Annotated in this window: 12 protein-coding genes and 1 other RNA gene; 8 read left to right on the top strand and 5 right to left on the bottom strand. The window is 61.2% G+C overall.

What is annotated here, in order from left to right; translation table 11 throughout:
- Position 1: 1 nt before the first annotated feature.
- Together nudC and IM739_RS03490 are read right to left on the bottom strand one after the other, a co-directional pair.
- Positions 2-961, bottom strand: a complete 960-nt coding sequence (nudC, locus tag IM739_RS03495; RefSeq protein ID WP_237369843.1) for an NAD(+) diphosphatase — start codon at positions 959-961, stop codon at positions 2-4.
- Positions 958-1,365, bottom strand: coding sequence for an HIT domain-containing protein (locus IM739_RS03490; RefSeq protein WP_442981086.1), 408 nt, complete (start codon positions 1,363-1,365; stop codon positions 958-960). The genes nudC and IM739_RS03490 overlap by 4 nt, the downstream gene beginning before the upstream one ends.
- Before the next feature lie 91 nt (positions 1,366-1,456).
- Between IM739_RS03490 and ffs the strand changes: the two genes are divergently transcribed.
- From ffs to IM739_RS03475, 3 genes are all read left to right on the top strand, one after another.
- Positions 1,457-1,553: signal recognition particle sRNA small type (gene ffs, locus IM739_RS03485), an RNA gene on the top strand.
- An 82-nt stretch (positions 1,554-1,635) separates the two neighbouring features.
- Complete coding sequence (locus IM739_RS03480; RefSeq protein WP_237369841.1) at positions 1,636-3,519, top strand: DNA polymerase III subunit gamma/tau; 1,884 nt, start codon at positions 1,636-1,638, stop codon at positions 3,517-3,519.
- A gap of 113 nt (positions 3,520-3,632) precedes the next feature.
- Complete coding sequence (locus IM739_RS03475; protein WP_007600510.1) at positions 3,633-3,956, top strand: YbaB/EbfC family nucleoid-associated protein; 324 nt, start codon at positions 3,633-3,635, stop codon at positions 3,954-3,956.
- A 39-nt stretch (positions 3,957-3,995) separates the two neighbouring features.
- Here IM739_RS03475 and IM739_RS03470 read toward each other — a convergent pair whose 3' ends face one another.
- Together IM739_RS03470 and IM739_RS03465 are read right to left on the bottom strand one after the other, a co-directional pair.
- Positions 3,996-5,006, bottom strand: a complete 1,011-nt coding sequence (locus tag IM739_RS03470) for an alpha/beta hydrolase family protein (RefSeq protein ID WP_237369840.1) — start codon at positions 5,004-5,006, stop codon at positions 3,996-3,998.
- Entirely contained in the window at positions 4,973-5,593 is a 621-nt protein-coding gene (locus IM739_RS03465; RefSeq protein ID WP_237369839.1) for an MOSC domain-containing protein, read from the bottom strand. The genes IM739_RS03470 and IM739_RS03465 overlap by 34 nt, the downstream gene beginning before the upstream one ends.
- 55 nt (positions 5,594-5,648) lie before the next feature.
- Here IM739_RS03465 and recR point away from each other — a divergent pair, with 55 nt between their 5' ends.
- Both recR and IM739_RS03455 read left to right on the top strand, forming a co-directional pair.
- Positions 5,649-6,257, top strand: coding sequence for a recombination mediator RecR (gene recR, locus IM739_RS03460; protein WP_237369838.1), 609 nt, complete (start codon positions 5,649-5,651; stop codon positions 6,255-6,257).
- 84 nt (positions 6,258-6,341) lie between these two features.
- Positions 6,342-7,574 carry a lytic murein transglycosylase gene (locus tag IM739_RS03455; RefSeq protein WP_237370965.1) on the top strand — a complete coding sequence of 411 codons (1,233 nt, stop codon included), beginning with the start codon at positions 6,342-6,344 and terminating at the stop codon, positions 7,572-7,574.
- 9 nt (positions 7,575-7,583) lie between these two features.
- On the opposite strand, the gene IM739_RS03450 is transcribed toward IM739_RS03455, so the two are convergent.
- Positions 7,584-9,212 (bottom strand): MFS transporter, encoded by a 1,629-nt coding sequence (locus tag IM739_RS03450; RefSeq protein WP_237369837.1) that lies wholly within the window; start codon positions 9,210-9,212, stop codon positions 7,584-7,586.
- A gap of 253 nt (positions 9,213-9,465) precedes the next feature.
- Here IM739_RS03450 and rimP point away from each other — a divergent pair, with 253 nt between their 5' ends.
- Genes rimP through IM739_RS03435 form a run of 3 tightly spaced genes read left to right on the top strand, consistent with a single transcriptional unit; the run spans position 9,466 to position 12,416 of the window.
- Complete coding sequence (rimP, locus tag IM739_RS03445) at positions 9,466-10,065, top strand: ribosome maturation factor RimP (RefSeq protein ID WP_237370964.1); 600 nt, start codon at positions 9,466-9,468, stop codon at positions 10,063-10,065.
- Between the two features lie 57 nt (positions 10,066-10,122).
- Positions 10,123-11,733, top strand: a complete 1,611-nt coding sequence (gene nusA, locus IM739_RS03440; protein WP_237369836.1) for a transcription termination factor NusA — start codon at positions 10,123-10,125, stop codon at positions 11,731-11,733.
- Positions 11,733-12,416 (top strand): RNA-binding protein, encoded by a 684-nt coding sequence (locus tag IM739_RS03435; protein ID WP_237369835.1) that lies wholly within the window; start codon positions 11,733-11,735, stop codon positions 12,414-12,416. The genes nusA and IM739_RS03435 overlap by 1 nt, the downstream gene beginning before the upstream one ends.
- Positions 12,417-12,439 lie beyond the last annotated feature (23 nt).

Here is a 12,439-nt window from a genome sequence, read left to right as displayed (position 1 = left end):
CTCAGCGCGTCCAGTCAAGCCAATCGCTCATCAATCGATGGGCGATGGTCCCATTGGCCGGCGCCTTGACGGTTTCGCTGGTCAGATCGATCATCGACTGCACTTCCGCACGCGTGAACCAGCGGCAATCGGCCAGTTCGGCCTCATCGCGCGTCACATCGAGCGACAGGGCCTCGGCATAACAGCCGATCATCAACTGATGCGGCATCGGCCAAGGCTGGGTGGCATGATAGCGGACCCGCCCTATTGCGATGCCCGATTCCTCGAAGGTCTCCCGGCGAACCGCATTCTCAATCGTCTCCGCAGGCTCTATGAAGCCGGCTAGGCAGGAATACATGCCTTCGGGAAAATGGCCGCCCCGCCCCAGAAGGCAGCGATCATTCACCTCATCGATGGTCATCATGATGACAACCGGATCCGTGCGGGGAAAGGCCACCCTTCCGCAGGAAAGGCATTCGCGCTTGTAGCCACCGATGCGCATTTCCATCGTGTGACCACAGCTGCCGCAGAAACGGTTTTCCGCGTTCCAGTGCAGCAGGCTGAAACCTTGCGCCGCTTCGCCGACGAGCTCCTCGTCAACGCCTGATTCCCGGAACAGTTCGCGCGCTGTGAGCGCCTTGTAATTCATAGCCAGCTGTTCTTCGCCGGCATTCACCGGCACGGCAACGCGCGGCTCGCCGTTCGGCTTGTTGCCCAGCAGAACCGCGCCGTCGAGGTCTGGTTCAAGGCCGGCCAGTTCGTAGGGCGCAAAGAGCGGATCGAGGATCTGGCCATCGTGCTTGAACACCAGGCGATTGCCGGCAAAGGCCAGCAGGTGGGTCCCTTCGACCGCCATCGCATGGGCAAGGCTCTCCTCCGTGCGATGCTCGGCATTGCGATCAAGACCATTGCCGGAAAAGGCGGTGAGTGCACTGGCCTCGGGATGAGGCGCGGATGTATCAAAAATGGATCGTTTTGTCATTGCAGGGCTTCGAGCATCCGGGACTTGAGCGCATTGAATGTATCGTCGGAATGAGCAATTGGCGAGCCATGCCCCCAGATCGGACCCGGCCAGTTCGGATCATCCTCAAAGCGGGCGACCACATGGACATGGAGTTGGCGCACGACATTGCCAATTGCCGCGATGTTGATCTTGGTCGCACCGGTGACTTTCTTCAAGGCGGCCGCAACCGTCACCTGTTCGAAGGTGAGCATCGCCTGATCAAGCGGGGTGAGATCGAAAACTTCGCTCACGCCTGATCGCTGCGGCACAAGGATCAACCATGGCCAGCGGCTATCGTGGGCAAGCCTCAGATCGCAAAGCCCCAGCTTGAGGATGGACTGGCTGTCGCGCGCGAGACGCTCATCGAGAACAAATGGCTCCAAGGTGTTTCTCCGCTGTTGTTTTTCCATGCTGTAGCAGTTTTTTGCGGGCTTGGCTTGCATTTGCCGTCGTTATTGCCGATATGTCACCTCGGGAGGTTGGTGGTGGACGAGCCACTCGCCAACCGGGTCAGATCCGGAAGGAAGCAGCCCTAACGAGCGCGGCACGGGTCATCGTGCCAGCCTCCCACCTCATCTTCATTTCCGGCCCGTGATCCAAAACCATGGGCCGCGCCATGCCCGAGCCGGGCGGACGGGGAAGCTGGCAACGCGATGAGCGATTTGGAGCCCACTGCAGAGGCCAAGACCGCCCCCGGCGGCTATCGAGTGCTTGCCCGCAAGTATCGCCCCAAGGATTTCTCCGACCTGATGGTCGGCCAGGAGCCAATGGTTCGCACGCTGACCAATGCGTTCGAGACCGGCCGCATTGCCCAGGCCTATATGCTGACCGGTGTCCGTGGAGTGGGCAAGACGACCACGGCCCGCATTCTGGCACGCGCGCTCAACTACAAGACAGCCGACATCGACAAGCCAACGATCGATCTGCGCATTCCCGGCGAGCATTGTCAGGCGATCATGGAAGGCCGGCATGTCGACGTGATCGAGATGGACGCCGCCTCGCATACCGGTATCGACGATATCCGCGAGATCATCGAGCAGGTGCGCTACCGCCCGGTTTCGGCGCGCTACAAAGTCTATATCATCGACGAAGTGCACATGCTGTCGACGGCGGCCTTCAACGGCCTCCTGAAGACGCTCGAAGAGCCGCCGGAACATGTGAAGTTCATCTTCGCGACGACCGAAATCCGCAAGGTTCCGATTACCGTCCTTTCGCGCTGCCAACGCTTCGATTTGCGGCGGATCAGCGCCAGCGATCTGGTCGGTCTGTTCTCGACCATCTCATCGAAGGAAGGCATTCAGGCTGACGAGGAAGCGCTGGCGATGATCGCACGCGCCGCAGAAGGGTCTGCGCGCGACGGTCTGTCCCTGCTCGACCAGGCGATAGCGCATGGCAGCGGCGTCGTGCATGCAGACGCGGTGCGCTCGATGCTCGGCCTCGCCGACCGGGCCCGCATCGTCGATCTTTTCGAACACGTTGTTCGGGGCGATGTCACCGCTGCGCTGGAAGAATTCGGTGGCCAGTATGAGGCGGGAGCGAACCCGACCGTTGTGCTGACAGATCTGGCCGACTTCACCCACCTGGTGACCCGCCTCAAATATATCCCCTCCGCCGCACAGGACGCTTCGCTGAGCGAGGTGGAGCGCGTCCGTGGCGCATCGCTGGCGGAAAGCGTTGCCGTGACCACGCTTTCGCGCATGTGGCAAATGCTGTTGAAGGGTATTCCCGAGGCGGAAGGTTCGTCGCGTCCGGCCGGTGCTGCGGAAATGGTGATCATCCGCCTGGCGCATGCGGCACACCTGCCATCGCCGGAAGATGCGGCCCGCCGTCTGCTTGAGATGTCAGACGGCCAGCCGGCGGAGCGCGGTTCCTCTGCGCCACGGCCAAACGGCGGTAGCGGTGGCGGCGGTGCCTCGATGGCGATGCGGGTCCAGGCGGTCGCCCAGCCGTCAGCGGACAGTGCGCCTCGGATCGCATCCAGCCAACCGGTTGCCCATCTGCAGAGTGTGCCCGCGGGCAACGCACTTCCCGTCGCAATGGAGCGGGCGCAGCCCAAGCCGCAGGAAATGCCGGCACCCAAGGTCCAGATCAAGTCGCTGGAAGACATCGCAGAACTTTGCAGCAAGAATCGCGATCCCCGCCTGAAGGCGCTGATGCGCGGCTTCGTCCGGCTTGTCCGGCTGGAACCCGGACGGCTGGAGATCAATCTGCCGCCCGACGCGCCGAAAACACTGGTCAGCGACCTGCAGAAGCGGCTGGAAGAATGGACCGAAATCCGGTGGATGGTCATTCTGAGCCGCGAGGAAGGGGCTCCGACCCTTGTCGAGGTAGAGAACACGACACGCGAGACGCGGTTGCGCGATGCCCGGCAAGACCCGGATGTTGCAGCGATCCTTGCGCGTTTTCCCGGCGCCAAGATCACCGACGTCCGCATCAAGGCCGGAACCATGGAGGAGGAGGACGACACGCGTCCGCCGCCAGCCATTGTCGAGAACGATGAAGGCGACATCCTGCCGGGCGATGATATCGAATTCTAGATTGCCGGAATTTTGCGGCCATTCCAAACGCAAAGCCGCTTTCGAATGCGGTGGGCTGCGCGGAACAGTCGAAGCAGGACCAGACAAGAAGACAACAAACCAAGGAGATGACGATGCGCGACATCATGGGCATGATGGGCAAGGTCAAGGAAATGCAGGCGAAGATGGAAAAGACGCAGGCGGAAATCGCCGCGCTTGAAATCGAGGGCAAATCCGGTGGCGGCCTAGTGACCATCGTCCTGAACGGTAAGGGCGAGATGAAGAGCATCAAGATCGATCCGTCGCTTTTCAAGGAAGAGGATTCCGAAATCCTCGAAGATCTGATCGTTGCCGCGCACAAGGATGCCAAGGACAAGGGCGAGGTCCAGGCGCAGGAAAAGATGGCTTCCATCACGGCGGGCATTCCCCTGCCGCCCGGCATGAAGTTCCCTTTCTGATCCCATGGCATGATCTGAAGGCGAGCCTTCGCGGGTCTGCTAGAGGTAGACCCGCGAAGGCCATGGATTACGCCCTTCGCGCAACCAGTCGAGGCTGCTTCTCCAGAAGCCCTGCTCATGACGGGCGTGGAAAAGATCAAAGTGGCCAACGGTGTCGAAGCCGAGATCCTCGGGCGACAGGTGCACTTTGGCGATCGAAGCTCCGCTGTAGTAGGCCATGGCCCGGTTGACGGCCTTGGGCGTCGCAATCGGATCATCTGACATCGAGACGGCAAGAACAGGCCCCTTGAAGGCGGCGAACCTTGTGCGCATCTCGGTCGTTTCCGCAGGCGTTAGCCCCTGCTCCGCCCTGTGCTGCTGGAGGCCCCACCCAAGCGCAACGCCTTTCGGCAGATCCTCCAGCCAACCCAGCCGCTTTCCGGGAAAATAACCCATTGCGGCCGTGATCGCCGGCATGGCCATGTGCCACTTTATCGCCATGGGCAAACGCTTGCTCAACCGATAGTCACCCCAATAGCCAAACTGTCCGCCGACGGAGAGAAGACCGGATATGCGGTGAGCCATAGACGCGTAGCCGGGAAGAAAGCCGCCTATGCTGTGACCTATGACCAGCACACGACCGGTCTCGTCACGATCCAATACATGGCGAAGCGCCGCGTCGAAATCCTGCTGCCCCCATTGGCGCCATGTATAGGATACGCGGCGGAGATCGGCCGGTCGCGACTGACCGATGCCGCGATAGTCGTAGGTGAGGACGTTAAAGCCCTGCCTGGCCAGAAAGCGCGCATAGTAGTGGTAGTAACGGGCAAGCACGCCGGTTGCAGGATTGATCACGACCGTCGCGACCGATGCGCCGGCAAGCGGTAGCCACCAGTCCCCGGCGAGCCGAACGCCATCGGCGCAAAGCAGTTCGATCCGGTTTTCCTGCATCTGTCTCCCCGTACTGATCCGGCGCATGATGACTGCCGCAGACCCACGGGTAAAGTTCAGCGGCGTGCAACCATCGTCGATACCGATCAGGATATCGCGCGCCGTATGTCCTGCTTCCACCTGTCGTTGATCGGCGCGGCAAGATAACGCTGCCGGTCGTCCTGCGAGAGAGACCTGCCGAAGGTGGCCATCATTTCAGGCAGGCTCACCCGCTCGCCGTCATAGGGCATCAGTGCAACGTCCTGGCCCGCTTCAATCAACCCCGCCGTTAGCACCCGGCAATAAGCCCCGCCACGCGCCGCACGGGCATATCGCTTGACCATGCCGGGCTCACTCATGCGGGCTGCGAAGGTTGCACAGGGCATGCGCGGCGAGGTCACTTCCAGAAGCACATCGCCAATGGCAAAACGGTCACCGGCCGCAAGCGTTCGGTTGTCCAGACCCTCGATGATCAGGTTTTCGCCAAAGATACCCGGCGGCAGGGCGCGGCCAAGTTCGTTCTCCCACCAGGAAAGATCGATGCTGCCCTCGAGATAGATCGCCTGCTCGACGCCACCATGATGCTTGCCGTTGCAAATGCTGTCGCCAACAAGACCCTGCGCATCGACCATCGTCGGCCCGGCTAAGGCGATCTTGTTGATGCCGGTCTTGTATTTCTTGCCCGGCAACACTTCGGGGTTGCCACGGCATACGGCGCGTATTTTCATCCGTAACCCGTGTTCGACGATTCCGTTTGCCAACATTATGGGCTAGAAACGCCGCATGGCAAAGCGAGTCACCGGCCCCGAAATCGAAAAACTCATCCAGCTCCTGGCGAAGGTGCCGGGGCTTGGACCGCGTTCGGCGCGCCGCGCGGCACTGCATCTGATCAAGAAAAAAGACCAGCTTCTCGGCCCACTTGGCCATGCCATGGGTGAGGCTTACGACAAGGTGAAGATCTGTTCGTGCTGCGGCAATGTCGACACGATCGATCCCTGCACAGTGTGCACCGACGATCGGCGCGACCAGTCGATGATCATCGTCGTCGAGGATGTTTCCGATCTCTGGGCTCTGGAGCGGGCGGGCGCAATGAACGCGGCCTATCATGTCCTCGGCGGCACTTTGTCTCCGCTGGATGGCGTCGGGCCGGATGATCTCAACATCAAGGGGCTGATCGAGAGGGTGGCCAAGGGCAGTGTCCGCGAAGTTATCATCGCCGTCAACGCGACCGTCGAAGGCCAAACAACCGCCCACTATATCACCGATCATCTGACCGGGCTGGAAGGTGTGAAGATCACGCGGCTGGCACATGGCGTGCCCGTCGGCGGCGAACTCGACTATCTCGATGAAGGAACGCTGTCTGCGGCGCTCCGAGCGCGCACGGCGATCTGACGGTCGCCTACGGGAGAAAACATCATGGGCGATACCTGCCGCTTACTGCCCCGCAATGTCCGCCCTCACAATTTCCTGGCAGGCATGGCCCTGGCGCTATCGATCGTGTTCGGGCCCGGTGTCTCGGCTGCGCTTTCTGCCCCGTCGCGCGCCGATGTCGAAGGGCAGTTCCAGCGCTGGATTGCCACCGATCTCTGGCGCGAAGCCCAAAATGCCGGCATTTCCAAGCCGGCATTCGACAAGGCTGTCTCCGACCTGACCCTCAACTGGGATCTGCCGGATCTCGTTGCGCCGGGCACAACCCCGCCGAAGGAACAAAGCCAGAGCCAGGCCGAATTTTCCTCGCCCGCCTCGTACTTCTCCGAAAAGCGGCTGCAGGGGCTGGCCGCGACCGGGCGTACGCTTGCGTCACAACACGGCAGCACGCTGCGCAAGGTCGAGGCGACCTATGGCGTTCCGGGCTCGATCCTTGTCGCGATCTGGGGGCGCGAATCCGGTTTCGGCAAGGCGAAAATGCCCTATCGCGCTCTGGACGTCCTGGCCACCAAGGCCTTCATGTCGACACGCAAGGACATGTTCCAGCGCGAACTGATCTCGGCCCTGCACATGATCGAAGGCGGCGACGTAACGGCCCAACAGATGCGCGGCTCCTGGGCCGGCGCGCTTGGTCAACCACAATTCATGCCGACGAGTTTCCTGAAATATGCTGTGGATTTCGATGGCGACGGGAAACGCGATATCTGGAATTCGGTGCCGGATACGCTCGCCTCGATCGCCAACTACCTGGTCAAAAGCGGCTGGCAGCGCGGCCGCGACTGGGGCTTCGAGATCAGCATTCCGGACGGTGTCTCCTGCGCGCAGGAAGGACCGGACCGGGCACAGCCTGTGTCGGCATGGACGGCGGAGGGACTCACCCGCATTTCCGGCAAGGCCTTCCCCTCCCGGGAAATCAAGCAAGACGCCATGATGCTGGTCCCAGCCGGCACCTTCGGCCCGGAATTCCTGGTGACGCCCAACTTCTATGTGATCAAGGAATATAACAATTCCGATCTCTATGCGCTGTTCATCGGCAATCTGGCAGACAGGATTGCCGGCGGATCGGGTGCCTTCAAGGGGTCCTGGGGAGATGTCGGCAAGATGCTGCGCTCGGACGTGCTGGCAATGCAGAAGGCGCTGGTGGCGCAGGGGTACGATGTCGGCAAGGTGGACGGGCTACCCGGCTTCAAGACGCGCCGCTCTCTTGGCGAATGGCAAACGAAAAACGGCCTCACTCCGACCTGCTACCCAAGTGCGAGCCTGAAGGCAAAGCTGCGCTGATCGCACGGATCAGGGGTGGTCGAGATGCGGCTGGTGGAACACATCATCCGCCGGCGGGATGGCCTGCCGCTCGATCATGCGGTGCACATGCGGGCTGGTCGATCCGCGGTGCAGTTCAATCAGACGATCGGTGATTTCAGCGTCTGCCTTGGTACGGCGCTGATTGTGACGAACGTAATCGACCCAGGTCGGAACATGGTAGGTTTCCGTCCAGATCTCCGGCTTTTCGAGATCGCGCATCAGCGTCCAGTTGCGTGCGCCGTCGCGCAGGCGAATGCGGCGACGTTCGACCATGATGCGCAAAAATTCCGGCACGTCGGCATCATCAATCTCGAAATCGATCTGGATGACGATCGGCCCGCTGCGCGGTCGTATGTCCAGTTTCAGTGCCGGTTCGTTGAAACGGTTGAGAGGATCGAGATCGAGGGTGGAAAAGGCCGGCATCGGCAGGAAGAATCCAATCGCCACGCCGACCATCATCAAAGCGCCGGAGGCGATGAGGGCGTGCCCGGACCCGGAATTTTCCGCGATGCTGCCCCACAGCCAGCTGCCGGTTGCCATGCCGCCGAAGGTCGCCGTCTGGTACAATGACAGTGCCCGCCCGACCACCCAGCGCGGCGTCGAGAGCTGCACAACCGTGTTGAAAAGGGACAGCGCCAAGACCCAGCAGGCACCGGCAACCATCAAAGCGGCGCCCGCCATCCAGATCGAACCACTGACACCGGTGACGACCGTCGCCAGCGCAAAGCCGGCAAAGGAGGCGCGTACGATGTCCTCACTCGACAGGATGTCGCGCAGTCGCTGATTGTAGATCGCGCCGAGGATGGCACCCACGCCGAAGGCACCCAGGAGACCGCCATAGACCAGGGGCCCGCCCGCCAGCTGGTCGCGGGCCACGATCGGCAGAAGCGAGAGTATCGATGTCGCCGTCAGGCCGAAGACAAAGCCGCGAAACAGAACCTTGCCGAGATTGGGCGACATGGCGACATAACGAAGACCGGCCGAGATCGCCGGACCAAGCTGCTCGCGCGGCAGCGTGCTCTGCGGGTAATCAGGCTTCCAGCGGAACAGCGCGTAGAGAATGGCGAAATAGCTGAGCGTATTGGCCGCAAACGCCGCCGCAGCCCCAGCTGCAGCAACGATCAGGCCGCCGATGGCCGGGCCGACGCTGCGGGTGATATTGAAGCCCATGCTGTTGAGCGAAACCGCCGCCGGCAGATCGGCGCGCGGCACCATGTCCCCAACCGATGCCTGCCAGGAGGGATTGTTGAGCGCCGTGCCGCAGCCGATCAGGAAGGTGAAGGCCAGCAGCGCCCAGGGCGTAATCAGCTCGAGATAGGCAAACAGCGCCAGCAAGGCCGAAATCGTGATCATGAAAAGCTGCGAGGCGATCATCACCCGACGGCGGTCGAAGCTGTCGGCGATGGCACCGGCGATCAGCGAGAACAGCATGATCGGCCCGGTATTGGACGCCTGAACGAGCGCCACCATGTTTTCGGAGCTGGAGATGGATGCCATCATCCAGGCAGCGCCAACCCCTTGAATCAGTCCGCCGAGATTGGACGCCATGCTGGCGAACCAGATCCGCCGATAGAACTCGTTTGCAAGCGGAGATAGCGGAGATCGGCTGTCGGGCACAGAGCTTACTCGTCGATTGGCTTGTCCGGGAATGGAATTGGCGGAGCACGCCAGCCAGAGGCTCACCTTGCAACGGCCAAGCCCTTAAAGGCAAGTTTGTTTTCGACCCGACGCGAAAAGCTTGCATTTGGGGGCAAGGCAGCGTATACGGCATTCAAATTCTTGATCGACCGATGGAGAGTGGGACCGCAAGGACCCGCTCTTTTTTATTGGCGATCGCAGCCAATCGGGAGTATGACGATTGTCCGATAACATGCCGCAGCCTGAACCGGGCGAAGCACGGATTATCATTGAGACGGGCCTGGACCGTCGTATCGCAGAGATCATCGAGCCTGTGCTCGTGGCGATGGATTTCAAGCTCGTCCGCGTGCGGATGATGAACCAGAACGGGCTCACGCTGCAGGTCATGGCCGAACGCAACGACGGGACAATGACCGTCGAGGATTGCGAAGCCGTATCCATGGCGATCTCGCCGGTGCTTGACGTCGAGGACCCGGTCGACAGGGAATATCATCTGGAAGTCTCGTCCCCAGGGATCGACCGGCCGATGGTTCGCAAGTCCGACTTTGTTCGCTGGCAGGGCAATCTGGTGAAGTGCGAGACATCGATTCTCGTCGATAACCGCAAGCGCTTCCGCGGCAAGATCGTTGCCGTGGATGCCGATGGCTTCACGCTTGAGCGCGATCAGCCGGCTTATGGCGAAGAGCCGCGGCTGGTCATCCCGTTCAGCACCTTGGCAGAAGCCAAGCTCATTTTGACGGATGAACTGGTCCGTGACGCGCTTCGTGCAGACAAGTTGGCAAAGGCGCAAGCGGCCAACCAGAATGACGAAGACGACAGCGAAGACGCATAACGTTTGACAGATAGCCTTGCGGCAGACGCCCAGGCATGAAGACGGAGACCTAAGACAATGGCAGTCAGTGCTAACCGGCTCGAGCTCTTGCAGATCGCAGATGCCGTTGCCCGCGAAAAGGTGATCGACCGCGAAATCGTGCTCGCCGCCATGGCAGACGCGATCCAGAAGGCTGCCCGTTCGCGTTACGGCACCGAGACCAATATCCGCGCCGACATCAATTCCAAGACCGGCGAAATCCGCCTGCAACGTCTGTTGGAAGTCGTCGAGAAGGTCGAGGACTATGCGACGCAGATCGCGCTCGAACTGGCGCGCGACCGCAATGTCGACGCGAAGCTTGGCGACTACATTGCCGATCCGCTGCCGCCGATGGATTTCGGCCGTATTGCTGCCCAGTCTGCCAAGCAGGTCATCGTGCAGAAGGTTCGCGAAGCCGAACGTGATCGCCAGTATGACGAGTTCAAGGACCGCATGGGCGAAATCGTCAACGGCACCGTCAAGCGCGTCGAATACGGCAATGTGATCGTCGATCTCGGCCGCGGCGAAGGCATCATTCGTCGCGACGAGATGATCCCGCGCGAAGCTTTCCGTTACGGCGACCGCGTTCGCGCCTATGTCTACGACGTGCGCCGTGAACAGCGCGGCCCGCAGATCTTCCTGTCGCGTACCCATCCGCAGTTCATGGTGAAGCTGTTCACCATGGAAGTTCCGGAAATCTACGACGGCATCATCCAGATCAAGTCGGTTGCCCGCGACCCCGGCTCGCGCGCCAAGATCGCCGTCATTTCCAACGACTCGTCGATCGATCCGGTTGGCGCCTGCGTCGGTATGCGCGGTAGCCGCGTTCAGGCCGTTGTCGGCGAGCTTCAGGGCGAAAAGATCGACATCATTCCGTGGTCCCAGGATCCGGCATCCTTCATCGTCAACGCCCTGCAGCCGGCTGAAGTCGCCAAGGTCGTTCTCGACGAAGATGCAGAACGTATCGAAGTCGTGGTTCCCGACGAACAGCTGTCGCTCGCCATCGGCCGTCGCGGTCAGAACGTTCGCCTCGCGTCGCAGCTGACCGGCTGGGATATCGACATCATGACGGAAGCCGAAGAGTCGGAGCGCCGCCAGAAGGAATTCAACGAGCGCACCAACCTGTTCATGGATGCCCTCGACGTCGACGAAATGGTCGGCCAGGTATTGGCCTCGGAGGGCTTCGCGGCCGTCGAGGAACTGGCTTATGTCGAGCTCGACGAAATTGCCTCGATCGATGGCTTTGACGAGGACACGGCCGAAGAAATTCAGACGCGTGCTCGTGAATACATCGAGAAGATCGAAGCCGAGAGAGATGCCAAGCGCAAGGAACTCGGCGTTGCCGACGAACTGCGCGAGATCAACGGCATGACCTCGCAGATGATGGTCGCGCTTGGCGAAGACGGCATCAAGACGATCGAAGATTTCGCAGGCTGCGCCGCCGACGACCTGGTCGGATGGAGCGAGCGTAAGAACGGCGAAACCAAGAAGTTCGAGGGCCTGTTCTCGAAGTTCGAGATTTCGCGTGCGGAAGCTGAAAACATGATTGTCCAGGCGCGACTTTCCGCCGGATGGATCACCGAAGACGATTTGGCTGCTGAAGCCGAAGGCGATGTGGAAGGCGAGGCGGAAGCCGAGCAGGAAGCGTGATGGCCGCCCAGTCTCCAGACACGGCACAGGACGAAGACGACTTCGACCTCAGCGACGTGAATGGACGCATGTGCATCGTCACCCGTGAGAGCAGTTCGCCCGAGACGTTGCTTCGCTTCGTCGCGGGGCCGGACGGCTTGATCGTTCCCGATCTGAAGCGCACGCTTCCCGGTCGGGGCTGCTGGGTCACACCGAGCCGCGAGGCTGTCGATAAGGCTGTGGCGAAGAAACTCTTCGCCAGGGCGCTCAGGAAAGACATCAAGGCGGATCCCGACCTTGGTGCGATGGTTGACAGGCTTCTCGCCAGCCAACTGACGGGAATGATGAACCTGGCCCGCAAGGCGGGGCAGTTCATCATCGGATCCGCCAAGGTCGAACTCGCTGTGCGCAGCGGGGAAGCGCTTGCGGTGTTCCACTCAACGGACGCCGCGGCGGACGGGATACGAAAGATCGACCAGGCCCGAAAGGCCCGGCATCTCGGAATGGAAACTGAGGCGGAGATCCCTTCGTTCCAGCTTCTATCCGGGAATGAAATGGACGAACTGATGGGCCAGAATGCGTTTATCCATGCCGCAGCGCTTGCAGGGCAGGCGGGTGAAGGTGTAGTGAAACGCGCAACTCTGCTCGAAACCTATCGGGGCCAAGCGCCTCGCAGGTTGAGCACTGGCCCGAGACCACAATGACGCGGTCATCGGCCAAGGCCGAC

Origin of the sequence: Rhizobium sp. SL42 (assembly GCF_021729845.1) — a bacterium.
Taxonomy (GTDB): domain Bacteria; phylum Pseudomonadota; class Alphaproteobacteria; order Rhizobiales; family Rhizobiaceae; genus Allorhizobium.
The sequence above is the reverse complement of the archived record's forward strand: the minus strand, read 5'-3'. Positions and strand labels throughout refer to the sequence as shown.

What these genes read in the sequence shown, in the direction of transcription:
- recR (WP_237369838.1), top strand. Translation starts at nt 5,649, where the DNA reads ATGGCAAAGCGAGTCACCGGCCCCGAAATCGAAAAACTCATCCAGCTC.
- IM739_RS03465 (WP_237369839.1), bottom strand. Translation starts at nt 5,593, where the DNA reads ATGAAAATACGCGCCGTATGCCGTGGCAACCCCGAAGTGTTGCCGGGC.
- nudC (WP_237369843.1), bottom strand. Translation starts at nt 961, where the DNA reads ATGACAAAACGATCCATTTTTGATACATCCGCGCCTCATCCCGAGGCC.
- IM739_RS03480 (WP_237369841.1), top strand. Translation starts at nt 1,636, where the DNA reads ATGAGCGATTTGGAGCCCACTGCAGAGGCCAAGACCGCCCCCGGCGGC.
- rimP (WP_237370964.1), top strand. Translation starts at nt 9,466, where the DNA reads ATGCCGCAGCCTGAACCGGGCGAAGCACGGATTATCATTGAGACGGGC.
- nusA (WP_237369836.1), top strand. Translation starts at nt 10,123, where the DNA reads ATGGCAGTCAGTGCTAACCGGCTCGAGCTCTTGCAGATCGCAGATGCC.
- IM739_RS03475 (WP_007600510.1), top strand. Translation starts at nt 3,633, where the DNA reads ATGCGCGACATCATGGGCATGATGGGCAAGGTCAAGGAAATGCAGGCG.
- IM739_RS03435 (WP_237369835.1), top strand. Translation starts at nt 11,733, where the DNA reads ATGGCCGCCCAGTCTCCAGACACGGCACAGGACGAAGACGACTTCGAC.
- IM739_RS03455 (WP_237370965.1), top strand. Translation starts at nt 6,342, where the DNA reads ATGGCCCTGGCGCTATCGATCGTGTTCGGGCCCGGTGTCTCGGCTGCG.